Here is a 23961-nt window from a genome sequence, read left to right on the forward strand (position 1 = left end):
GGCGGGGTCACCTCGGGCCGGCGAAGGACCCATCCTGCGCCGGCTTGACCAGCTTCACGATGACCATGGTGCAGTTGCCGCCTTTGCCTTGCGAGCGTTCGGTGGCCTTGTTGATGAGCATCTCGGACGCCTGGCGCGGCGTCGCCTTGGCGGTCACGGCCGCCAGCTCGGCGTCAGTGAAGAAATGCCACAGGCCGTCCGAGCACAGCAAGAAGCTGTCGCCCGCCGCCAGGCCCGTGTGGCTGCCGGTCGTGACGAAGGGTTCCTTGCGGCTGTTTCCCAATACATTGAGCAAGAGCTTGGAGCGGCGGTGGTTGCGCGCCGCGTCCGGCGGCAGGCGGTCGCTGCCGACCAGGTGCTCGACGTAGGCGGTGTCGCTGGTGCGCACTGCGCACTTGCCGTGCTCGAAGCGGTACAGGCGCGAATCGCCCACGTGGGCCCAGACCGCCTCGCCGTGCGGGCTGATCACCAGGCCGACGAAGCTGGCGTGGACTTCGGCTTGCGTGGCCACGGCGTTCATCTTGATTACCGTGTGGGTCTCGCTGATCATCTCGTGCAGCAGCTGGGCCAGGCGCTCGATGCCGGGCTGGTCGCCGGGCTTGAATGCGTCGAAGACCTGGCGCGCCGTGTGCAAGACCTGGTCAGCCCCGGCCGGGCTGGCAACCCCGTCCGACAGCACCGCCAGCACGTAGCCGGGCGCGCGGGCGCCGGTGAACAGGGCGGCGCGGTCGTTCTGCTGGGGGCGGTTTCCGATATGTTGCGCGGTGCCCGCTTCGATCTTGTAAGAAGTCATAAATCCGTGTTTTCCGGCACGCTAACGCCATTCTTTGTTGGCGGCAACCTCCGCCTCGATTAAACTATGCACCGAGAAGCCACCAGCTTGCAAGTTAATCTTGTAGCAACAATGCAGCAACATCCGGAGCGCCCGCCCTGGCCGGCGCTTTTCGCCATTCTTTCCCGTAATTGCATCCACTATGACCGACGTCCAGGACATCCAGCGCCGTATTATCGAACTCGATGTGGAACACCGCGACCTCGATGCCGTGATCTCCCTGTTGACGGCGGACGGTCATGCCGACCAGTTACAACTGCGCCGCCTCAAGAAGCGTAAACTGCAGCTCAAAGATCATATTACGCTGCTGAAGATGCAGCTGGTACCCGATATCCCCGCCTGATTCATTCCCAGGCTCAACGAAACCACGTATTTTGACCGACCAACTTTCTGCTTCTCCGGATGCGGTGGAGACTATTGCTCCCGCAGCCCCGGAAACCCAGGCTCCCGCCGGCAAGTACGACGCCGACGTCGATCGCCTGTTCGGTGCGGGCGGCCCGCTCGCGCCGGCCGTTGGCACCTTCAAGCCGCGCCAATCGCAGACCGAGATGGCCAAGGCCGTGGCCCAGGCCATCGCCGACCAGCAAGTGCTGATGGCCGAGGCCGGCACCGGCACGGGCAAGACCTTCGCCTACCTGGTCCCGGCGCTGCTGTGGGGCGGCAAGACCATCGTCTCGACCGGTACCAAGAACTTGCAAGACCAATTGTTCCTGCGCGATATCCCGACCGTGCGGGCCGCCTTGCGCGCGCCGGTCTCGGTCGCCCTGCTCAAGGGCCGCTCGAACTATGTCTGCCATTTCCATCTCGAACGTACCTTGCAGAACGGGCGCCTGACCTCGCGCGACGACGTCGGCCACCTGCGCGAGATCTCGCGCTTCATCAAGATGACGAGCTCGGGCGACAAGGCCGAGCTGGCCAAGGTGCCCGAGACCGCCACCGTGTGGAACCTGGTCACCTCGACCCGCGACACCTGCATGGGCGCCGAGTGCCAGTACTACCAGGACTGCTTCGTGATGAAGGCGCGCAGGGAAGCGCAGCAGGCGGACGTGGTGGTGGTCAACCACCACCTGTTCTTCGCCGACGTGGCGCTGAAGGATACCGGCGTGGCCGAGCTGCTGCCGTCGGCCAATACCATCATCTTCGACGAGGCGCACCAGCTGCCCGACGTCGCGACCCTGTTCTTCGGCCAGTCGGTGTCGACCTCGCAAGTGCTGGAACTGTGCCGCGACGTGCTGGCCGAGGGCCTGGCCCATGCGCGCGGCGGCCCGGACTGGGCCAAGGTGGTGACCGTGGTCGAGAAGGCTGCGCGCGACCTGCGCCTGTCCTTCGGCGACGGCAACCTGCGCCTGTCGCTGCCGCAGATCATGCCGACGTCGCAGTTCTTCCCGGCCCTGGACAAGCTGAAAGAAGAGATCGCCGGCATGATCACGGTGCTGGAAGAAAACGCCGCGCGCGCCGAAACCATCGAGGCCTGCCGCCTGCGTGCGCACGAGCTGGCCGCCTCGTTTGATGCCTGGAAGCCCGACCACAAGGCGCCGGCCAACGAGCAGGCCGTGCTGTGGGCCGAGGCCTTCTCGTCCTCGCTGCAATTGCACAAGACGCCGCTGTCGATCGCGCCGATCTTCACCAACCAGCGCGAAGGCACGCCGCGCAGCTGGATCTTCACCTCGGCCACGCTGGCGGTGAAGAACGACTTCAAGCATTTCTCCGATCAGCTGGGATTGACCGGCGAGCCGGCCAAGACCTGGCCCAGCCCGTTCGACTACGAGAACCAGGGCATCCTGTACGTGCCGACCGGCTTGCCCGAGCCGCAGGCGGCCGTGTACACCGACGCCGTGGTCGATGCTGCCTTGCCGGTGATCGAGGCGGCCGGCGGCCGCACCTTCTTCCTGTGCACGACGATCCGCGCAGTGAATAAAGTGGCCGAACGCCTGCGCACGGAGTTCGCCGAGCGCGGCTGGGATTTCCCGCTATTCGTGCAGGGCGAGCGCGGCCGTACCGAACTGCTCGATTCCTTCCGCAATGCCGGCAATGCGGTGCTGGTCGGCAGCCAGAGCTTCTGGGAAGGCGTCGACGTGCGCGGCGAGGCGCTGTCGCTGGTGATCATCGACAAGCTGCCGTTCGCGCCGCCCGACGATCCGGTGCTGGCCGCGCGCATCGAGGTGATGGAAAAGCAGGGCATGAACGGCTTCATGCACCACCAGCTGCCCGAGGCAATCATCACCCTCAAGCAGGGCGCCGGACGCCTGATCCGCGACGTCGACGACCGCGGCGTGCTGATGATCTGCGATCCGCGCATCATCACCAAGCCCTATGGCCGCCGCATCTGGCAGAGTTTGCCGTCGTTCAAGCGCACCCGGGTGCAGGAAGAAGTGATCCAGTTCTTCCGTCCGGTCGAGGAGGCGGACGAGAACGTCGCCTGATTCTTCGCTGCCCGCTCAGGGCACGATGACGACCTTGCCGATCACCTTGCGCGCCGCCATGTCCTGCAGCGCCTGCGCGGTGTCGGCAAGGCGGTAGCGTGCCGACACCAGCGGCTTCAGTTTTCCTTCCGATATCCAGCCGGTGACGCGCGCCATCGCCGCCAGGTGCGCCTGCTGCTCCTTGCGGGTAAAGTCGCCCCAGAACACGCCCACCACCGACGCCCCTTTCAGCAGCATCAGGTTCCACGGCAGGCGCGGGATCTCGCCGGCCGCGAAGCCCACCACCAGATGCCGCCCGCGCCAGGCGATCGAGCGCAGCGCCGGTTCGCTGTACTTGCCGCCGACCGGGTCGTAGATGACGTCCGGGCCATTGCCGTCGGTGGCGGCGCGGATCGCTTCGCGCAAGTCCTCGGTTTCATAATTGATCAGCACGTCGGCGCCATGCGCCTTGCACGCCGCCAGTTTCTCGTCGCTGGACGCGGCCGCGATCACGCGCGCGCCGAGGGCCTTGCCGATCTCGATCGCCGCCAGGCCCACGCCGCCGGCCGCGCCCAGCACCAGCATCGTCTCGCCCGGCTGCAAGGCACCGCGGTCGGCGACCGCGTGGTACGAGGTGCCATAGGTGAGCGTGATGGCGGCGGCGACGTCGAAGTCCATATCGTCCGGCATGGGGAGGAAGGCGCTTGCCGGCGCCACGGCCTGCTCGGCGAAGGCGCCGGTGCGGGTGAAGCCGATCACGCGCTGGCCGGGAACGAAGTCGTCCACGCCTGCGCCGACCGCGCGCACCACGCCCGCGAATTCATTGCCCGGCGTGAAGGGAAGGGGAGGCCGCACCTGGTATTTTCCCTGGACCGTCAGCACGTCGGGGAAATTGACGCCGGCCGCCTTCACGTCCACCACGACGTCGCCAGGGCCGGCGACCGGCTCCGGCAAGTTGTCGAGCACCAGGCTGTCTGGCGGTCCCCAAGCGGTGCAGCGTACGGCTTTCATTGCTTCCTCACAGTTTATTGGCGCAGTTATTGGCGGGGCGAATTATGCCTTAAGAAAGAGAGCGAATCTTCGTCCGTAAGGCCCGTGTCCGCTTGTCCGTCCGCAAAGCCCGCAGGGGACTGCGCGCTAGAGTCTTGGGATGTGGACGCCGCGCGCGCCCGGCACAAGAGGACAAGCATGGCAATCCGTTACGGTTGTTTCTTCAGTTATGCCCACGGCCGACACGCGCTGATGCAGCGTTTCAAGTCGGCCCTGGCCGACGCCCTGCGCTGCTATCTCGAACCCTACTTCGACAACGAAGACGAACTGTTTATCGATACCGAGCAGCTGGGCGGCGGCGACGATCTGGACAGCAAGATCGCACGCGCCATGTGCGAGAGCGTCTGCATGATCCTCATCTACACGCCCAAGTACGAGGCCCACGCCTACACGCGGCGCGAGTACGAGGCCATGCGCCTGATCGAGGCCGAGCGCGGCAAGTGGTACACGCTGCCGAGCCGCCTGATCATCCCGGTGGTCATGACGCGCCACCCCGAATCGCTGCCGCCCCAGATCAGCGACGCACGCTTCTACGTCGACTTTTCGCACTACACGATGGCCACGCCCGATCTCATGTCGAATCCAGACTTCTTGCCGGATATTGACAAAATGGTCAAGCGGATCGCAGCCCATTATGCATGTCAAAAAAAGCATACCCCGATCGACCACGACTGCAACCAATTCGTGCTTCCCGCTGTCCCACCAGAATGGCGCGATGTCCCAGAACTGACGTTTCCAAAAGAATGAGGAGCCATATGGACCAACAAGGTATCTCGCTCCCGCCGCTGGCCATGCCCGGCGCGGTGACGAGCTTCTATGCCTACGAGGGCGGGGCGGCGCGCAATGCCGTGCTGGCGGCGCTGGCGCTGCAGCTGGCGGGTGGGGACGCCGGGGCGCCGGTGCTGGTGATCGACTGGGATCTCGAGGCGCCGGCGCTGCACCGCCATTTCGCGATGCCGGCCGATGAACCGTTTGCCGTCATGCCTGTCTCCGCGCATGCGGCCGACGACGACGCGGGCGACGCCGCCCGGCCCGGCCTGCTCGAATTCTTCGAAGCCTGCCGCGCCCGGCTACGCAACACCGCCGGCCGCGGCGAGGAACTGGCCGACCGCGTGATCGACGGCGTCGGCTGGCAAGCCTATCTCGAACGCGCCGACGGCCGCCGTCCGCTCTACCTGCTGCGCGCCGGACGCTTCGACGACAGCTATGCCGAACGCGCCGGCCGGCTCGACTACACAGCCCTGTTCGACGCCTGTCCGGCGCTGTTTCGCCGCTTCGCGGCGCGCCTGGCGCAGCATTTCGGCCACGTGCTGGTCGCCACCGCCGCCGGGCGCTCGTCTGCCGTCAGCGTGTGCACGACCCTCGTGCCCGACCGCCTGGTGGGCCTGTTCACGCCGGCGCCGGGCAGCATCGAAGGCATCGAAGGCGTGCTGCGGCGTGCCATCGATTACCGCTGCACCCATGTAGACGAACAGCGTCCGCTGCTGCTCTATCCGCTGGCCTGCAGCGCCGACGGCGCGCGCAGCGATCCGCATGCGCGCTGGCGACGCGGCGATGCGCGCCACGGCTTGCCGGGCTACCAGCCGCGCTTCGAGGCGCTGCTGCGCGCCAGTTATGGCTGGTCGCGCGTCAACCTCGACAGCTGGTTCGACGAGACCCAGCTGGCGCTGGCCGACGCCCTGTCCACCGCCGGCCCGGCCGGCGACCGCCGTGCGCTGGCGCGCCATGCGGCGCTGCTGGCCGAATGGCTGGCGCCGGGGAGCTTCCCCTGGCAGTCGCTGGCCGAAGTGCGCCTGCGCGCCGCGGTCGCGCAGGCGCGCAGGCTGGGCGGCGACGACGAGATCGGTTCGCCGCAGCTGGCCGACCACCTCGTCCGGCTGGGCGAACTGTGCCGCCGCGAGCGGCGCCGCGACGAAGCCCGCGCCTGTTTCGAAGAAAGCCTGGTGCTGCGCGAGCGCCTGCTCGGCGACGACCATGCGGCCACGCGACTGGGCCGCGCCGCGCTGGCCGCGCTCCTGCTCGACAGCGGCGCCGTGCAAGAGGCGCGCCGCCACTACGACCTGCTGGTCCAGGCCTGCGCGCGCAAGGCCGGCGCGGAAGCCGCCGAGACGCTGGCGGCGCGCTCGCAGCTGGCGCGGGTGCTGGCCGCGCTGGGCGAGGGCGAACGGGCGCTGGCGCTGCACGAACAGGTGGTGTCTACCTGCGAACGCGCGCTCGGCGCCGAACACCTGGTCACGCTCGACTGCCTCGAGGACCTTGCCCACAGCCTGATGCAGCAGCGCGAACTCGAACACGCCCGCATCGTGCTCGAACGGGTGCTCGACGCCCGTCGCCGGCGCCAGGGCGGCGAGCATGCCGACACCCTGCGCTGCGGACAGCGGCTGGCGCTGCTGCTGGGCGAGACGGGCGAACTGGGCAACGCGCGGCGCATGCTCGAATCGGTGTTGCGGGCCCGCGAACGGCACGATGGCCTGGACGCCGCCGGCACGCTGTCGGCGCGCGAGGCGCTGGCCGAGATCCTGGCCGCCCAGGGCGACCTGGCGGCGGTGCGCAGCATCCAGGAATCGCTGGCGCGCACGCGCGAGCGGCACCTCGGGGCCGGCCATCCCGAAACGCTCAATATGCAGCTGCGGCTGGCCTCGACCCTGGGCCAGCAGGGCGAGGCTGAAGCCGCGCGCCGCCTGCGCGAACAGGTGGCCGAGCTGCGCCAGCACCTGCGCGAAGTCGAAGGCGCGCCGGCGTTCGGCGGCGCGCCGGACGATGCCGTGCAGGCGCAGATGCTTGAGCGGATGCGAGCCCAGGCCGGGGCGTCAACCGCCGGACTGCTCCCGGACGACGTGGGGACTACCCCGCGGTCCCAGCCTGCGGCGGACGGCGTTGCGGCGCGCGGCCAGCACGCGCATGCGGCCGCGCGCGAGCATGCCGAGACCGGCCACGCGGCCGACAACCTGGGGCACAAGCTGACCCAGTTGCAGAGCCTGATCGACAGCAGCAGTCCGGGCGAGGCCAGGGCGCTGGCCGACAGCCTGCGCACCTCGGTGCTGAGGCCCAGCGCCGCCCATCCGCTGCGCCGGCGCGGCGCCGCCATGATCAAGCAGGTCTATCTGCAAGAGGGCGACAAGGACGCGCTGCTGTCCTTCACCCAGGACGAAGTGTCGCTGCTCGAAGGAGCCTTGATCGAGGCGGCGCGCGACAATCCGATGGCGATGCGCTGACGGCGCTGCGCCAGCCTTGACGCCCGGCGCCGCTCCGGGCAAGTGCTTGCGCCGGCGTTCGTATGCCGGCTCTCTGATGCCCGCACCCGTACGTTGGCGCCCGTGTGCCGGCGCCCGTATGCCAGCGCCCGTATGCCAGCGCCCGCATGCCGGCGCCCGTATGCCGGCGCTCGCCGGCCTCGCATCTGCCTGCGCTGACTTGCCGTCGCTTTCCCTCGCCATGCCCAGACTTACCCTGTTGACAAGCAACTTGTAAATACGGCATTGGCCGATTCCAGTCGAGCTTGTCAGCCTGTCCAGTAAACTGTCGCATGACCGCTTCACTGTTATCAGACGGTCCATCGACTGTCCCGGATTATGAAATCCGGGCGTGAATTTCTGCTGCCGGGCGTCGATACGGGCGTTGCTTCAGGTAAAATCTCCGCCATGCGAATCTTGATCAGTAACGATGACGGTTATCTGGCGCCTGGGCTGCAGGCGTTGGCGGACGCGCTCGCGCCGATCGCCGACATCGTCGTCGTCGCACCCGACAGCAATCGCTCGGGCGCCTCGAATTCGCTGACCCTGGACCGGCCGCTGTCGGTCTACAAATCGGCCAACGGCTTCTATTTCACCAATGGAACGCCGACCGACTGCGTGCACATCGCCCTGACCGGCATGTCCGATGCGCCGCCCGACCTGGTGGTTTCTGGCATCAATAATGGCCAGAATATGGGCGACGACACCCTGTATTCCGGCACTGTCGCCGCCGCCACCGAAGCCTTCCTGTTCGGTCTGCCGGCGATCGCCTTTTCGCAGGTGCATGGCGGCTGGGCTCACGTCGATTCGGCCGCCCGCGTGGCGCGCGACATCGTCGAGCGTTTCGCCGCCGGCGGCTTCGACATGCTGCCCAAGCCCTTCCTGCTGAACGTGAACATCCCGAACCTGCCGTATGAGGAGATCGGCCCGCTGACGCCGACCCGCCTCGGACGCCGGCACCAGGCCGAGCCCGTGATCCGCGCAGAGGATCCGCGCGGCCGCGAGATCTTCTGGATCGGCGCCCCCGGCGCCTGCCGCGATGCGGGCGAGGGCACCGACTTCCACGCGACCGCGCAGGGCCGCGTATCGATCACGCCGCTGCAGATCGACCTGACCCACAAGACCCAGCTGGCGCTGCTGGCGGGAGGCCTGGCATGAAGGATGCACGACCGAATTTCCCGCTGCCGCTGTCGTCGGTGACGAGCGGCGTGCGCAAGCCCGGCACGCCGGCGCCGGTGCAGACGCCGCAGACCGCGACCCGCAACGCCACCACCTATACCGGCGCCAGGACGCCGCCGTCCCCCGGCCCGGCGCCGCGCGCGCCCGGCTATGTGCAGGTGACGAGCAGTGCGCCGGCCGCCCAGCGTTCCGACCTGGCGGCCAGCGAGGCGGTGCGCCGCGCGATGGTGGGCCGCATCGCGCGCCAGGGCGTGAGCGACCCGAAAGTGCTGATGGCGATGGAAACGGTGCCGCGCCACCTGTTCATCGAACCGGCCATGTCGGGCCAGGCGTATGTCGACGCCTCGCTGCCGATCGGCCATAACCAGACGATTTCCCAGCCGTATATTGTCGCCCGCATGATTGAAGTGATGCGAGCCGGCGGCGAGCTGGGCAAAGTGCTCGAAATCGGCACCGGCTGCGGCTATCAGGCCGCGGTCCTGTCCTTCGTCGCCAAGGACGTGTATTCGATCGAGCGCATCAAGCCCTTGCATGAGCTCGCGAAGACCAATCTGCGGCCGCTGCGGATATCGAACCTGCGTTTGCAGTATGGGGATGGTATGCTAGGCTTGCCGCAGGTCGCGCCTTTCGATGGCATCATCCTCGCCGCCGCCGGGCTCGAGGTGCCGCGGGCCTTGCTCGAGCAGCTGGCCATCGGCGCGCATCTCGTGGCGCCGGTCGGCGCCCAGGTGCAGCACCTGCACCGTATTACCCGCACCGGCAAATCCGAGTGGACCAGCGAAACGCTGGAAGCGTGCCACTTCGTGCCGCTGCGCCCAGGCACCATCTAAAACCCAAGAAGGGCCGCCAGGCCCGCCGTACGCCGATAAGACAATAGAATGCCAATGACACAAGCACCGCGTTTAGCCCTCCTGACGATCCTCATCGGCCTCGTGGCCGGTTGTTCCACCACTACCCGCCAGGCGCCGGTCGTCGAGCGCCCTGTCACCGCCGCCCCAAGCCGGCCAGCGCCCGCGCGCGTGGAAGAAGCGCCGAAACAGGACGAGCGCGGCATGTACACCGTGCGCAAGGGCGACACCCTGCTGCGCATTGCCCTCGATTTCGGCGAAAACTACCGTGACCTGGTGACCTGGAATAACCTGGCCAATCCGGACGACATCAAGGTCGGCCAGGTGCTGCGCGTGAGCCAGCCCGGCGGCGAGCGCAGCGCCAATATCCAGACCCAGCCTGTGCCGATGCCGCCGTCGGCCAGCGTGCCGCGCAAGACCGAGCCGCGCGCCGACAAGACGCCTTACACCGATGGCAAGGTGGCCACCACCACCACCACGCCGCCGGCTACCGCACCGGCCACGCCGGCCGCACCGGCCACCCCGGCTGCTGCCGACGAAGCGCGCCTGAGCTGGATGTGGCCGTCCGAAGGCCGCGTCGTCGCCACCTTCGACGATGGCCGCAACAAGGGTCTGGACATCGCCGGCAAGCTGGGCCAGCCGGTGGTTGCCGCCAGTTCGGGCAAGGTAATGTATGCTGGCAGCGGCATCCGCGGTTATGGTAATCTCGTCATCGTCAAGCACAGCAACAGCCTGTTGTCCGCCTATGCCCACAACCGCAAGATCGTGGTCAAGGAGGGCGACAACGTCAGCCGTGGCCAGGTGATCGCCGAGATGGGCGACTCCGACGCCGATGCCGTCAAGTTGCACTTCGAGATTCGTCAGCAGGGCAAGCCGGTCGACCCGACGAGGTTCTTGCCCGTTCGTTAGGAACGGTATGACGCAGCCGCCGCACTCGCTGGACCAGGACGATACGGATGAGTTTCCGGATGAGCCGGAAAGCGAGCGCGTGCATGCTGATGACGATACCGACCGTGCCGACGGCGCGGCCGACCAGGAGCCGCTCGCGCGCCACGCCAGCGTCGAGACGGTCGACGAGCTGCGCAAGGTCTTGCAGGCCGAGCTCGCGACCGACACCACCCAGCACTACCTGAACCAGATCGGCGCCAGGCCGCTCCTCACGGCCGTCGAGGAGGTCCACTTCGCCACGCTGGCCAAGGCCGGCGACTTCGGCGCGCGCCAGAAGATGATCGAGCACAACCTGCGCCTGGTCGTCTCGATCGCCAAGCACTACATCAACCGCGGCGTGGTCCTGCTCGACCTGATCGAGGAGGGCAATATCGGCCTGATGCGCGCCATCGACAAGTTCGAGCCCGAACGCGGCTTTCGTTTCTCCACCTACGCCACCTGGTGGATCCGCCAGAGCATCGAGCGCGCCATCATGAACCAGGCCCGCACCGTGCGCCTGCCGGTGCACATGGTGCGCGAGCTCAACGGCGTGCTGCGCGCCAAATACCACCTCGAAGCGCAAAAGCACGACGGCAAGGAAGCCTCGAGCGAGGACATCGCCAGCCTGGTCGGCCGCCCGGTCGAGGAAGTGCAAGACATACTGACCCTGTCCGAGCACGCGACCTCGCTCGATGCGCCGCTCGACAACGATCCGCAATCGAGCCTGATGGACATGCTGCCCGACGACGGCGAAGGCAGTCCCGACGCCCACGCCGAGCAGCAAGAGGTGGCGCTGCTGGTGCGCGACTGGCTGACCCGGCTGCCGGACAAGCAGCGCCTGGTCGTCACCCGCCGTTTCGGCCTCGACAACGACGATCCGGCGACGCTTGAAACGCTGGCCGAGGAGATGGGTGTGACGCGCGAGCGGGTGCGCCAGATCCAGCAGGAGGCGCTGGTCAAGCTCAAGCGCGCGATGGCGGCGCGCGGCGTGGTGCGCGATTCATTGCTGTAACGACAAGGCCTGCGGTAGCGTCCACTTCGATTCCTTGCTATCATCCGCCGTTCTTTTTTGCGCGGCCTTTGAAGCATGCGCCGCCAGCCAGGGCCAGCTCCCTGCCTTCACTCCACTTTCTCATCACCATGCAAGAAATCTTCATCGACATCAAATCCCTCGACATGGACGGGCGCGGCGTGGGCCACCTCGAGAACGAGGACGGCTCGCCAGGCAAGGTGATCTTCGTCGAAGGCGCGCTGCCTGGCGAACGCGTCAGCTTCGAGACGACGCGCAAGAAAAAGAATTGGGAAGCGGGCCGCATGGTCACCCTGCAACGTGCCTCGTCGATGCGGGTCGAGCCGAAATGCCAGCATTTTGGTGTCTGCGGCGGCTGCTCGATGCAGCACCTGGAGCCGGGCGCCCAGGTGGCGATGAAGGGCCGCGTGCTGGAAGACAACCTGTGGCACATCGGCAAAGTAAAGGCCGAGATGATCATGCGCCCGATGTACGGCCCGACCTGGGACTACCGCTACCGCGCGCGCCTGTCGGTGCGCCACGTGGCGAAGAAGGGCGGCATCCTGGTCGGCTTCCACGAGCGCGGCTCGTCCTTCGTGGCCGACATCACCACCTGCGAGATCCTGCCCGACCACGTCGCGCGCCTGCTGGTGCCGCTGCGCGAACTGATTGCAAGCCTGTCGATTTACGACAACCTGCCGCAGATCGAAGTGGCGATCGGCGAGGAAAGCACCGTGATGGTGCTGCGCATTATGGAACCGCTGACGGGCGCCGATGAAACCCTGTTGAAAGCCTTCGCCGACCAGTGGGGCATCCAGTGGTGGCTGCAGACGAAAGGCCCTGACACTGCCCATCCGTTCTACCCGCTGGGCAAGGAGCTGTATTACACGCTGCCGGAATTCGGCATCCGCATGCCGTTCAAGCCGACCGACTTCACGCAAGTCAACCACCAGATCAACCGGGTGCTGGTGGCGAAGGCGCTGCGCCTGCTCGACGTGCAGCCGCAAGACCGCGTGGCCGACCTGTTCTGCGGCCTGGGCAACTTCACCCTGCCGCTCGCGACCCAGGCGCGTGAAGTCGTGGGCATCGAGGGCAGCACGGCGCTGACCACGCGCGCGCTGGACAATGCCAAGGCCAACGGCTTGGCGGAAAAAACCTCGTTCTCGACCCGCAACCTGTTCGAAGTCACCAAGGACGACCTGGTGGCGCTCGGCCGGTTCGACCGCATGCTGGTCGATCCGCCGCGCGACGGCGCCATGGCGCTGGCGACGGCGCTGGCCGAACTGCGCGAGACCCATGAAGACCTGATGCCGCAGCGCATCGTCTATGTGTCGTGCAGCCCGTCGACCCTGGCGCGCGACGCCGGCATCCTGGTGCACAAGGCGGGCTATGTGATGAAGAAGGCGGGCGTGGTGAATATGTTCCCGCATACCTCGCACGTCGAGTCGATCGGCGTGTTCGAGCTGGGCGCCAAGCCGGTGCCGGCAGCTGACGCGGTGGCCTGATTGAGGCAGCTCGGTCGCCACGCGGCAGCCTTGCTGGCCGCCGCCGTCGCGACCGGGATGGTCGCCAGCCTGGTCCAGACCCAGGTCAATCTCGGCGAACTCACCGCGCTCGGCGCGGCGATTCCTCTGTCGCTGCGGGCCTGGACCACCCTGCAAGACCTGGCGGGCTTCGGCCCTGTCATGATCGGGATCTCGTTCGCGGCGCTGCTGCCGGCCATGCTGGTCGCGCATGCGCTTGGGCACATGATCGGGCCGGCGCGCCGCATGCCGCTATTCGTCGTGGCCGCCGTCGCCGGCCTGTGGGCGGCATTCTGGTTGATGCTCAACGTCATTCCCATGCCGGCGATCGCCGCGACCCGCGGTGGACTAGAGCATGCGCTGATGGCTTTGAGCGGCATCGCCGGCGGCCTGGTCTATGCCCGCATGACATCGCCGGCGCGGCAGGCCGCAGGCCCGCGGCGCCAGGTGCTGGCGGCGGCGCTGATGGCCCTGGTCCCGGCGGCGCTCTTCCTCCTCACCTCGCCGGGCGCGGCCGACAAGCTCGAGGCGGTCGATCTCGCCACTTACCGGGTCGAGACCGTGGCGAAGGGACTCGATCGGCCGTGGTCGCTGGCTTTCCTGCCGGACGGCCGCCTGCTCGTCACCGAGATGGCCGGGCGCCTGCTGGTCATCGGCAGGGATGGCGCGAAGACGCCGATCGCCACCGGCGGCCTGCCGTCCGTGTTCCAGCGTGGCGGCACGATCGGCCTGATGGACGTCGCCCTCGATCCCGCCTTCGCGCGCAATGGTTTGCTGTACCTGACAATGGGCCATGGCGAGGAGGGCGCCAATGGCACGCGCCTGGCGCGGGCCAGGCTGGAGAATGACCGGTTGGAAGACGTCCGTGTCCTGTTCAGCTCCACGCCGAAGCCGCGCGCCGGCAACAACGGCGGTCGCATCGCCTTCCTGCCCGATCAGACGCTGGTGCTGACGGTCGGCGACGGCAACTGGCGCCGTGAAGAAGCGCAGAACGTCGCCAATCACCTCGGCACCGTCGTCCGGCTCGACCGCGACGGCAAGGCGCCGCCCGACAATCCTTATATCGGCCGCCCCGGCGCCGCGCCCGAGGTGTACAGCCTCGGCCACCGCAACCCGCAGGGCATCGCAGTCGATCCGGCCAGCGGTGAACTCCTGCTGACGGAACACGGCGCGCGTGGCGGCGACGAGATCAACCGCATCGTGGCGGGCAAGAATTACGGCTGGCCGCTCGTCACGGCCGGCATCGATTATCCGTTCGGCCGCGTGACGCCCTTCAGCCGCCTGGCCGGCTTCGAGGCGCCGCTGCTGGAATGGACGCCATCGATCGCACCTGGCGGCCTCGCGGTCTATCGCGGCGACCAGTTCCCCGAATGGCGCGGCGACCTGCTGGTGCCGGCACTGCGCGGCCGCGCCCTGCACCGCGTCGTGCGCGATGGCGGCAGGATCGTCGGCCAGCAGACGCTGTTGGCAGAACTGAATCAGCGCCTGCGCGACGTCAAGGTCGGCCCGGACGGCGCGATCTACGTCCTGACCGATGGCGTCGATGCCAGCCTGCTGCGTTTGACGCGCCCATGAAAAAACCGGCCCGCAGGCCGGTTTCTTATCGAGAAACAGCGATCGATCAGTCGTCGCCGCCCACGATGCCCAGCAGGCGCAGCAGGCTGGTGAAGATGTTGAACACGTTCAGGTAGATCGACAGGGTGGCGGTGACGTAGTTGGTCTCGCCGCCGTTGACGATGCGCTGCACGTCATACAGGATGAAGGCCGAGAAGATACCGATCGCCAGGACCGAGATCACGATCGACAGCACCGACATCTGCAGGAAGATGTTGGCGACGACCGCCAGCAGCAGGACGACGACGCCGGCCATCAGCCAGCTGCCCATGCCCGAGAAGTCGCGCTTGGTGGTGGTGGCGATGCTGGCCATCACGGCGAACACGGCGGCGGTACCGCCGAAGGCGGTCATGATCAGGCTGCCGCCGTTCGAGTAATTGAGCGTGTGGGTCAGCAGCGGCGCCAACATCAGGCCCATGAAGAAGGTGAAGCCGAGCAGCAGGGCGACGCCCAGGCCGGAATCCTTGTTCTTCTGGATCGCCCACATGAAGCCGAAGGCAACCGCGAGGAAGATGACGAAGCCCATGATGCCGGTGAATGCGATGCCCAGGGAGATGCCGGTAAAGGCGCCCAGGACGGTAGGAATCATCGACAGCGCCAGCAGCCAATACGTGTTGCGTAACACTTTGTTACGCGTGGCCTGACCACCTTTGCTCAGGTCGATGGTACTTTGCTGTTGGGTACTAGGGTACATATAGTGCCTCCGGTTAGATAAATGGTACTTGCGAGTGCTACGCGAGGTACGTCAGCTTGATCCTATCGCATCTTTCTTAACTGAAGATGAAGAAACGATCACATTGGACGGACTTTTGCCGCCACTGTAACCCATGCTTGCCGCTACCGCAATATCGGATATCTGGGGCAGGTATGGTAAAATTAAAGGTTGATTGAGTCCCAAAGTTCAAACGAATTTCTCAGTTCAAAACCTTTCTTTTATTGGAGTTTTCTCATGGCAATCGAACGCACCCTGTCCATCATCAAGCCGGACGCAGTTGCAAAAAACGTGATCGGCAAAATCTATAGCCGTTTCGAAGAAGCCGGCCTGAAGGTCGTGGCTGCACGCATGGTGCAACTGTCGCGCGCTGAAGCCGAAGGCTTCTACGCAGTGCACGCTGCACGTCCGTTCTTCAAGGACCTGGTCGACTTCATGATCTCGGGTCCAGTGATGATCCAGGTGCTCGAAGGCGAAGGCGCGATCCTGAAAAACCGCGACCTGATGGGCGCTACCGATCCGAAGAAGGCCGACGCCGGCACCATCCGCGCCGACTTCGCTGACTCGATCGACGCCAACGCCGTTCACGGTTCGGACGCTGCCGAAACCGCCGCTGTGGAAATCGCTTACTACTTCCCAGCACTGAACGTCTACTCGCGTTAATTAGTAAGGGGGAACGCAGTCCGGGCGTTCCCCGGATTGATTCCCCCGGACTAATTTAAATGAGTAACCCGCTTGCCCGCAGCCAAGGGCTGGCGCAAGCGGGTTCAGAAATATAGGAATTTAGCCATGACAACTCTCACCAACCTGCTGGACTTTGATCCCGCGCAACTCGTCGCCTATTGCGCCGACTTGGGTGAGAAACCGTTCCGCGCCAAGCAATTGCAACGCTGGATACACCAGTTCGGCGCGGCGGACTTCGATAGCATGACCGACCTGGCCAAGTCGCTGCGCGAAAAGCTCAAGACGCGCGCCGAAGTGCGCGCGCCGGCCATCGTGAGCGACAAGACGGCCAGCGATGGCACCCGCAAATGGCTGGTCGACGTCGGCAACGGCAACGCGGTCGAAACCGTGTTCATCCCGGAAGAAAACCGCGGCACGCTGTGCATCTCCACGCAAGCGGGCTGCGCCGTCAACTGCCGTTTCTGCTCGACCGGCAAGCAGGGCTTCAACCGCAACCTGACGGTGGCCGAGATCATCGGCCAGCTGTGGATGGCCGAGTTCGAGCTGCGCCGTACCAAGGGCATCGAGCCCGGCCCGAAAGGCGAGCGCCAGATCACCAATGTGGTGATGATGGGCATGGGCGAGCCGCTGCTGAACTACGAGCCGACCGTCACCGCGCTCAAGCTGATGCTCGACGATAACGCCTACGGCCTGTCGCGCCGCCGCGTGACCCTGTCGACCTCGGGCGTGGTGCCGAATATCGACAAGCTGTCGCAAGACGTGCCGGTGGCCATGGCCGTGTCGCTGCACGCCTCGAACGATGCGCTGCGCGACATCCTGGTGCCGCTGAATAAAAAATATCCGCTGCGCGAGCTGATGGCAGCCTGCAAGCGCTACCTGGAGTTCGCGCCACGCGACTTCATCACCTTCGAGTACTGCATGCTCGACGGTTTCAACGACAGCGACGAGCACGCGCGCGAACTGATCGCGCTGGTGAACGATCCTGTGGTCGGCGTGAACTGCAAGTTCAACCTGATCCCGTTCAACCCGTTCCCGGAGTCCGGCCTGTTCCGCTCCAAGAACCCGCGCATCAAGGCCTTTGCCGAAGTGCTGATGAACGCCGGCATCGTGACCACCGTGCGCAAGACGCGCGGCGACGACATCGACGCCGCCTGCGGCCAGCTGGCGGGCGAGGTCAAGGACCGCACCCGGGTGGCCGAGCGCATGGAAAAGATGGCCGAATACCAGAAGAAGTTCGGCGCCGATTTCGGCCGCATCGTGGAGATCCCGACCTGATGAAATTCGCCGCCGCCTGGCTCGCATTCGCATCGACCCTGTCCCTCGCTGTGTTGGCCGGTTGCGCCAGCACGGGGGCGGGCGGCGCGGCGACCGCGCGCGACGGCGAACTCAGGACCGCCTCGGACCAGACTGCGCTGGAAAAGCGCGCCTCGATCCGGGTGCAGCTGGCGGTCGGCTACTACCAGGAGGGCAAGCACGAGATCGCCCTCGACGAAGTCAAGCAGGCGCTGGCGGCCGATCCGAACTACGCCGACGCCTACGGCCTGCGGGCGCTGATCTATACCTCGATGGGGCAGTTCCCGCTGGCCGACGAGAACCATCGCCACGCGTTGCGACTCGAACCGGGCAATCCCGAGTTCGCGAACAATTACGGCACCTTCCTGTGCCAGTCGGTGAACAAGCCGGCCGAAGCACTGCGTTATTTCGATGCCGCGCTCAAGAATCCCACCTACCAGACGCCGCTGTCCGCGCTGATCAATGCGGGTGGGTGCAGCATCAAGAACCGGAATGTCGACGCGGCCGAGCGCTACCTGCTCGAGGCCCTGCGTCTGAACCCGACGCTGCCGGCCGTGAATGCCGGCCTGGCGCGGGTGTACTACGAGCGGCGCGACATGCAGCGCGCCGGTTTTTTCGTGAATCGCCTGATCGAGTCGGCAAGCATCGAGACACTGCCGGCCGACGCGCTCTGGCTCGCGCTGCGCGTACAGCGCAAGCTGGGCGACCGGACCCACGAAGCGACGCTGGCGGCCCAGCTGCGGCGGCGCTTCCCCGGCTCGCCCGAGTACGCGGCGTTCGAGCGCGGCGCTTTCGACGAGTAAGCAGAAAAACAAGCTCAACTAGAAGCTCACACGGACAAGGACGAGGACAATGAACGAGCAAGCAGATCAGCCGGCTACGCCAGGCAACCAGCCCGGCATCCCTGGCAAGACCCTGCAATCCCAGCGCGAGGCGATGGGCTGGAGTGTGGAACAGGTGGCGGACCAGCTGAAGCTGGCCCCGCGCCAGGTGGTGGCGCTGGAAGCGGGCGATTACGCCGCGCTACCGAGCCCGGCAGTGACACGCGGCTTCGTGCGCGCCTACGCCAAGCTGCTCAAGATCGACGCCGCGCCGCTGGTGTCGATGATCGAACTGAATATGCCGCCGGAAGCCCAGGCCGGTGCTCCCATCAATACCGGCGCCGTGCGCCGCGAACAGCGTCCGGCCACGTTCTCCGAGAACCGTTTCCCGATGGGCGGCAAACGCAACCGCCTGCCGCTGGGCTGGATCGCCGCCGCCGTGGTGGTGGCCGGCGCCGCCGTCGCGGCCTGGCAGTTCGACCTGATTCCGAACCTGCAGCGCGATGGCGAGCCGGGCGACGCCACGGTGCTCGAGAATCCTGCCGCCGGCGTCGTCGCGCCGGGTTCGGCGCCCGCGAGTGGCGCCCACCCAGGCCTGATCAATCCGTCGGTGCCGTTGATTTCGGTGCCGGCGCCGGCTGGCGACAGTGCGCAGCCAGCGGCCCCGGCCACGGACACGCCGGCAGCGCCGGCCGCTCCGACTGCGCCCGCTCCCGCGACCACGACGCCGCCAACTGCAACGCCAAGCGCCGCCGCGCCTGGCGCCACCCCGACCCCTAGCGTCGCGACCGCCGCCGTCGCCGTGACCGCGGTGCCGGCCGCCGCCGGCGCCAATACCCTGGTGCTGAACGTGCGCGAGGATTCCTGGATCGAAGTGCGCCCGAGCGCCGGCGGCCGTCCGCTGATCTCGCGCCTGGTCAAGGGCGGCAGTACCGAATCGATCGAGCTGGCCGGCCCGGCGACCCTGGTGGTCGGCGCGCCTGGCGGCGTGACCGCAACCCTGCGCGGCGCCGACATCGCGCTGCCGCCGCAGCCGGGCCGCACCATCGCGCGCGTGGCGCTGAAATAATTAGCTGGAACAAGCTGGAACAAAACCGATGAACTCGTTGAATCAAGGCTGCACGTCTGAAGCAATCCCCTCCGGCCCACTGGCGCGCCGCGCCAGCCGCAAGGTGGCCGTCTCGCACGGCGCCCGCACGGTGTGGGTGGGCGGCGACGCCCCGGTGGTGGTTCAGTCGATGACCAATACCGATACCGCCGACGCGATCGGCACCGCGATCCAGATCAAGGACCTGGCGCGCGCCGGTTCCGAGATCGTGCGCATCACGGTCGACACGCCGGCGGCAGCTGCCGCCGTGCCGGCGATCCGCGAACAGCTCGACCGCATGGAAGTCGACGTGCCGCTGGTGGGCGACTTCCACTACAACGGCCACCTGCTGCTGCGCGACTATCCGGAATGCGCGCAGGCGCTGTCGAAATACCGCATCAATCCGGGCAATGTGGGGCAGGGCGCCAAGCGCGACACCCAGTTCGCCCAGATGATCGAGATCGCCGCCAAATACGACAAGCCGGTCCGCATCGGCGTCAACTGGGGCAGTCTGGACCAGTCGCTGCTGGCCCGCATCATGGACGAGAACGCCGCGCGCGCCAATCCCTGGAGCGCCCAGGCGGTGATGTACGAAGCCCTGATCACGTCGGCGATCGAGAACGCCGTGCGCGCCGAAGAAGTCGGCCTGGCGCGCGACAAGATCATCCTGTCGTGCAAGGTGTCGGGCGTGCAGGACCTGATCGCGGTCTACCGCGAACTGGCGCGCCGCTGCGACTACCCGCTGCACCTGGGCCTGACCGAGGCCGGCATGGGCAGCAAGGGTATCGTCGCCTCGACCGCGGCTTTGTCGGTGCTGCTGCAAGAGGGCATCGGCGACACCATCCGCATCTCGCTCACGCCGGAACCGGGCGGCGACCGCACCCGCGAGGTGGTGGTGGGTCAGGAAATCCTGCAAACCATGGGCTTGCGCAAGTTCACCCCGATGGTGATCGCCTGCCCGGGTTGCGGCCGTACGACCTCGACCGTGTTCCAGGAGCTGGCGGACAATATCCAGACTTTCCTGCGCGAGCAGATGCCGGAATGGAAGAAAACGTATCCAGGCGTGGAGGCGATGAACGTGGCCGTGATGGGCTGCATCGTCAACGGCCCGGGCGAATCGAAGCATGCGAACATCGGCATCAGCCTGCCGGGCACCGGCGAATCGCCGGCCGCACCGGTATTCGTCGATGGCCAGAAATTCGCGACCCTGCGCGGTGAGCGCATCGTCGACGAGTTCCAGACCATCGTGCTCGATTATGTGAAGAAGAATTACGGCCGCGAGGCGGCAACGCAATAAAATACGGCCACCGGCCACAACACGTCGTTCCCGCGAAGGCGGGAACCCAAGTTTTTAGCGCCGCCGTGACGCATACAAAATTGGGTCCCCGCCTCCGCGGGAACGACGGTGATTTGAGAGCTAACACTTATGTCCAAACCAGAAAAAATCGTCGCCATCAAAGGCATGAACGACATCCTGCCGCAAGATGCGCCGCTGTGGGAGCTGTTCGAGAACACCACCGAAACGATCCTCAAAAGCTACGGCTACCAGAAGATCGTGACCCCGATCGTCGAGCAGACGGGCCTGTTCGCGCGCGCCATCGGCGCCGTCACCGACATCGTCGAGAAGGAGATGTATTCCTTCGAAGACTCGATGAACGGCGACCAGCTGACCCTGCGTCCGGAAGGCACGGCCAGCGTCGTGCGCGCCGTGCTCGAGCACAACCTGGTCTACGACGGCCCGCGCCGCCTGTGGTACAAGGGCCCGATGTTCCGCCACGAGCGTCCGCAGCGCGGCCGCTACCGCCAGTTCTTCCAGTTCGGCGCTGAAGCGATCGGCTTCTCGGGCCCGGACATCGACGCCGAAATGATCATGATGTCGCGCCGCCTGTGGGATGACCTGGGCCTGCAGAACGTGCGTCTCGAACTGAACTCGATCGGCAATGCCGAAGAGCGCAACCGCCACCGCGCCGACCTGATCGTGTATCTGGAGAAGCACGAAGATATCCTGGACGCCGAGGCCAAGCGCCGCCTGCACAGCAATCCGCTGCGCATCCTGGACACCAAGAACCCGGCGATGCAAGAGATGGTCAACGCCGCCCCGCGCCTGCTGGACTACCTGGGCGAGGAGTCGCTGGCCCACTTCAACGGCGTCAAGGCGCTGCTGGACAAGAACGCGGTGCAGTACACCGTCAACCCGCGCCTGGTGCGCGGCCTGGATTACTACAACCGCACCGTGTTCGAGTGGGTCACCGACGAGCTGGGCGCCCAGGGCACCATCTGCGCCGGCGGCCGCTACGATCCGCTGATCGAGACCTTCGGCGGCAAGCCGACCCCGGCGGTCGGTTTCGCGATGGGCATGGAACGCATCATCGAGCTCATGAAGGGCCTGGGCGAACCGGCCGAGCCGAACGTGTGCGACGTCTACATGGTCCACCAGGGTGAAGAAGCGCAACTGCAGTCCTTCATCCTGGCCGAGAGGATTCGGGATGCCGGCCTGGATGTTGTGTTACATTGCGCAACTCCAACGGGTGCAGGCAGCTTCAAGAGCCAGATGAAGAAGGCCGATGGCAGCGGCGCGGCCTTTGCCGTCATCATCGGCCAGGACGAGATCGCGAACAATGCCGTGCAAGTGAAAACGATGCGCGGCGAGATTGGCGAACAGCAGCAGGCCAGCGTGCCGTTCGAGGAAGTGGTCGACTACCTGGTCGACCAGATCGTCGGTGGACATGTTCACGGCCCCGACTGCGACCACGACCACGACCACGTGCACCGGCATTAATCCCGGCACTGGCCACATTTTCGAACCACTCACTACAAGAATACGCACATGGCATACGATCACCAGGAACAGGAACAGCTTGATTCCTTCAAGGCGTTCTGGTCGCAGTACGGCAATATCATCATCTGGGTCCTGATTCTCGCGCTCGGCTCCTACGCCGGCTGGAACTACTGGAAAACCCACCAGCGCAACCAGTCGGTCGAGGCGTCGGCGCTGTATGACGAGCTGCAGGCCTCGCTGCTGGCGAACGATAATGCCAAGGTGCAGCGCGTCGCGGGCGACATCCGCACCAAGTACGAATCGTCGGCCTACGCCACGATGGCGGCCCTGGCCGCGGCCAAGACCGCCTTCGAAGCCAACGACCTCAAGAGCGCCAAGGCGCACCTGCAGTGGGCGGCCGAGCACGGCAACGACGAATACAAGTCGATCGCCAACCTGCGCCTGGCCGGCGTGCTGCTGGACGAGAAGGCATTCGACGAAGCGCTGAAAGTCTTGAACGGCAAGTTCCTGCCGCAGTTCACGTCGGAAGTGAACGACCGCAAGGGCGACGTGCTGGTCGCGCAGAACAAGCTGAACGAAGCGCGCGCGGCCTATGTCGCGGCGATCGCCGCCATGGATCCGAACGCGCCTGGCCGCCAGCTGGTGCAGATCAAGCTGGAAGCGATCGGCGGCACCGTGCCGGCAGATAAGAAATCGGAAGCAGCTGCCGAGCAAAAGGCAGCCGCGTAATCCTCCCCCATGAGAGGGCCCGCGCACGCCTGACGGCGGCGCGGGCCTTGCGTCCTCTATAGTCCAGGAACAAGGTAGAACAAAATGCGTATTTGCAGCAAGCTTGTTGGTGTCGGCGTACTGGCCCTGATGACGGGTTGCTCGACCCTCAATTCGCTCAATCCATTCGCGTCTGAAAAGAAGGGCGACCAGCCGGCCAAGCTGGTCGAGCTGAAAGGCAGCATGGCCGTGCGTACCGCATGGAAACTTGATATCGGCAAGGCGCACGGCTACACCTTCTCGCCCGCGCTGACCGGCAACACGGTGGTCGTGGCCGGCGCCGACGGCGCCATCGCGCGCGTCGAAGCCGAGAGCGGCAAGCAGCTGTGGCGCATCAAGGCCGATACCGAACTGTCGGCTGGCGTCGGCACCGACGGCAACCTGATCGTGGTCGGCGCCGACAAGGGCCAGCTGCTGGCCTTCGACATGGACGGCAAGAAATTGTGGACGAGCCAGCTGTCGAGCGAAATCCTGTCGGCGCCGGTGGTGTCGCAAGGCATCGTCGTGGCGCGCTCGATCGACAACCGCATCGTCGGCATCGATGCCGCCAACGGCAAGACCAAGTGGACCGTGCAAAAGGTCGCGCCGCCGCTCACCCTGCGCAATGCGCCGGGCATGATCGTGGCCGGCGGCGACGTCATCGTCGCCCAGCCGGGCGGCAAGCTGTCGTCGATGATCCTGGCCACCGGCGCGCCGCGCTGGGACGTCGAGGTGGGCGTCTCGCGCGGCGCCACCGAACTGGAGCGCGTGACCGATATCGGCGGCGCCCCAGTGCTGTTCGAGAGCGAGGTGTGCGCCGCGTCCTATCAAGGCCGCGTAGGCTGCTTCGACCTGGTCACCGGTTCGGCCAAATGGACGCGCGACCTGTCGTCCGATGCCGGCGTCGCCGTCGACCAATTGTATGTGTTCGCACCGGACGACAAGGGCGCTCTGCATGCCTTCACCCGCGATACGGGTTCTTCCAGCTGGAAGAACGACAAGCTGGCCTTCCGCCGCCTGTCGACCCCGCTGTCGTATGGCCGCGCCGTCGCGGTCGGCGACTTCGAGGGCTTCGTGCACTTCCTGTCGCGCGAGGACGGATCTTTCCTGGCGCGCGCAGCGACCGATGGCAGCCCGATCATGGGTACGCCGCTGGTGGCCGGCACGAACCTGATTTTTCAAACACAAAATGGAACTGTGACCGCCATCGCGGTCGAATAG

At 66.2% G+C, this 23961-nt stretch carries 21 protein-coding genes; 18 read left to right on the forward strand and 3 right to left on the reverse strand.

The window, feature by feature from the left end; translation table 11 throughout:
- Positions 1–7 precede the first annotated feature (7 nt).
- Positions 8–793, reverse strand: a complete 786-nt coding sequence (locus tag FVD38_RS00430) for a PP2C family protein-serine/threonine phosphatase (protein WP_147933038.1) — start codon at positions 791–793, stop codon at positions 8–10.
- A gap of 181 nt (positions 794–974) precedes the next feature.
- On the opposite strand from FVD38_RS00430, the gene FVD38_RS00435 reads away from it, so the two are divergent.
- Positions 975–1175, forward strand: a complete 201-nt coding sequence (locus FVD38_RS00435) for a YdcH family protein (protein WP_005666222.1) — start codon at positions 975–977, stop codon at positions 1173–1175.
- 31 nt (positions 1176–1206) lie between these two features.
- Positions 1207–3255: a DNA repair helicase YoaA gene (yoaA, locus tag FVD38_RS00440; protein ID WP_370660620.1), complete on the forward strand. Its 2049-nt coding sequence runs from the start codon at positions 1207–1209 to the stop codon at positions 3253–3255.
- 15 nt (positions 3256–3270) lie between these two features.
- Here the strand turns inward: yoaA and FVD38_RS00445 are convergent, their stop codons facing one another.
- Positions 3271–4245 (reverse strand): NADPH:quinone oxidoreductase family protein, encoded by a 975-nt coding sequence (locus FVD38_RS00445; protein WP_147933039.1) that lies wholly within the window; start codon positions 4243–4245, stop codon positions 3271–3273.
- A gap of 177 nt (positions 4246–4422) precedes the next feature.
- Here FVD38_RS00445 and FVD38_RS00450 point away from each other — a divergent pair, with 177 nt between their 5' ends.
- The 8 genes from FVD38_RS00450 to FVD38_RS00485 all read left to right on the forward strand — a co-directional run bounded on the left by FVD38_RS00450 (position 4423) and on the right by FVD38_RS00485 (position 14578).
- Positions 4423–5031 carry a toll/interleukin-1 receptor domain-containing protein gene (locus FVD38_RS00450; RefSeq protein WP_147933040.1) on the forward strand — a complete coding sequence of 203 codons (609 nt, stop codon included), beginning with the start codon at positions 4423–4425 and terminating at the stop codon, positions 5029–5031.
- An 8-nt stretch (positions 5032–5039) separates the two neighbouring features.
- Complete coding sequence (locus FVD38_RS00455; protein ID WP_147933041.1) at positions 5040–7499, forward strand: tetratricopeptide repeat protein; 2460 nt, start codon at positions 5040–5042, stop codon at positions 7497–7499.
- Positions 7500–7925: 426 nt separating this feature from the next.
- Positions 7926–8675: a 5'/3'-nucleotidase SurE gene (gene surE / locus FVD38_RS00460; RefSeq protein ID WP_123070864.1), complete on the forward strand. Its 750-nt coding sequence runs from the start codon at positions 7926–7928 to the stop codon at positions 8673–8675.
- Positions 8672–9526 carry a protein-L-isoaspartate(D-aspartate) O-methyltransferase gene (locus FVD38_RS00465; RefSeq protein ID WP_147933042.1) on the forward strand — a complete coding sequence of 285 codons (855 nt, stop codon included), beginning with the start codon at positions 8672–8674 and terminating at the stop codon, positions 9524–9526. Before surE ends, FVD38_RS00465 begins: the two co-directional genes overlap by 4 nt.
- 54 nt (positions 9527–9580) lie before the next feature.
- Positions 9581–10453 (forward strand): peptidoglycan DD-metalloendopeptidase family protein, encoded by an 873-nt coding sequence (locus tag FVD38_RS00470; RefSeq protein WP_147933043.1) that lies wholly within the window; start codon positions 9581–9583, stop codon positions 10451–10453.
- Positions 10454–10460: 7 nt separating this feature from the next.
- Positions 10461–11483, forward strand: a complete 1023-nt coding sequence (gene rpoS, locus FVD38_RS00475) for an RNA polymerase sigma factor RpoS (RefSeq protein WP_123070867.1) — start codon at positions 10461–10463, stop codon at positions 11481–11483.
- A gap of 128 nt (positions 11484–11611) precedes the next feature.
- A complete protein-coding gene (gene rlmD, locus FVD38_RS00480; protein WP_147933044.1) occupies positions 11612–12985 on the forward strand; it encodes a 23S rRNA (uracil(1939)-C(5))-methyltransferase RlmD in 1374 nt (457 codons plus the stop codon).
- Entirely contained in the window at positions 12986–14578 is a 1593-nt protein-coding gene (locus FVD38_RS00485; RefSeq protein ID WP_229493317.1) for a PQQ-dependent sugar dehydrogenase, read from the forward strand.
- A gap of 46 nt (positions 14579–14624) precedes the next feature.
- Here the strand turns inward: FVD38_RS00485 and FVD38_RS00490 are convergent, their stop codons facing one another.
- Complete coding sequence (locus tag FVD38_RS00490; RefSeq protein WP_123071980.1) at positions 14625–15311, reverse strand: Bax inhibitor-1/YccA family protein; 687 nt, start codon at positions 15309–15311, stop codon at positions 14625–14627.
- A 255-nt stretch (positions 15312–15566) separates the two neighbouring features.
- Here FVD38_RS00490 and ndk point away from each other — a divergent pair, with 255 nt between their 5' ends.
- The 8 genes from ndk (at position 15567) to bamB (ending at position 23961) form a co-directional block, all read left to right on the forward strand.
- Positions 15567–15992, forward strand: a complete 426-nt coding sequence (gene ndk / locus FVD38_RS00495) for a nucleoside-diphosphate kinase (RefSeq protein ID WP_123071979.1) — start codon at positions 15567–15569, stop codon at positions 15990–15992.
- Positions 15993–16118: 126 nt separating this feature from the next.
- Positions 16119–17288: a dual-specificity RNA methyltransferase RlmN gene (gene rlmN, locus FVD38_RS00500; protein ID WP_123071978.1), complete on the forward strand. Its 1170-nt coding sequence runs from the start codon at positions 16119–16121 to the stop codon at positions 17286–17288.
- Complete coding sequence (gene pilW / locus FVD38_RS00505) at positions 17288–18109, forward strand: type IV pilus biogenesis/stability protein PilW (protein ID WP_123071977.1); 822 nt, start codon at positions 17288–17290, stop codon at positions 18107–18109. The genes rlmN and pilW overlap by 1 nt, the downstream gene beginning before the upstream one ends.
- 49 nt (positions 18110–18158) lie before the next feature.
- Positions 18159–19196 (forward strand): RodZ domain-containing protein, encoded by a 1038-nt coding sequence (locus FVD38_RS00510; protein WP_147933045.1) that lies wholly within the window; start codon positions 18159–18161, stop codon positions 19194–19196.
- Positions 19197–19224: 28 nt separating this feature from the next.
- A complete protein-coding gene (gene ispG, locus FVD38_RS00515) occupies positions 19225–20511 on the forward strand; it encodes a flavodoxin-dependent (E)-4-hydroxy-3-methylbut-2-enyl-diphosphate synthase (protein ID WP_147933046.1) in 1287 nt (428 codons plus the stop codon).
- 129 nt (positions 20512–20640) lie between these two features.
- Positions 20641–21993: a histidine--tRNA ligase gene (gene hisS, locus FVD38_RS00520; RefSeq protein ID WP_147933047.1), complete on the forward strand. Its 1353-nt coding sequence runs from the start codon at positions 20641–20643 to the stop codon at positions 21991–21993.
- A 48-nt stretch (positions 21994–22041) separates the two neighbouring features.
- The gene (locus FVD38_RS00525) at positions 22042–22722 is read left to right on the forward strand and encodes a YfgM family protein (RefSeq protein ID WP_147933048.1); all 681 of its coding nucleotides are present in this window, start codon (positions 22042–22044) and stop codon (positions 22720–22722) included.
- 84 nt (positions 22723–22806) lie between these two features.
- A complete protein-coding gene (bamB, locus tag FVD38_RS00530; protein WP_147933049.1) occupies positions 22807–23961 on the forward strand; it encodes an outer membrane protein assembly factor BamB in 1155 nt (384 codons plus the stop codon).

The sequence above is a fragment of the Massilia arenae genome (assembly GCF_008014745.1).
GTDB lineage: Bacteria > Pseudomonadota > Gammaproteobacteria > Burkholderiales > Burkholderiaceae_D > Telluria > Telluria arenae.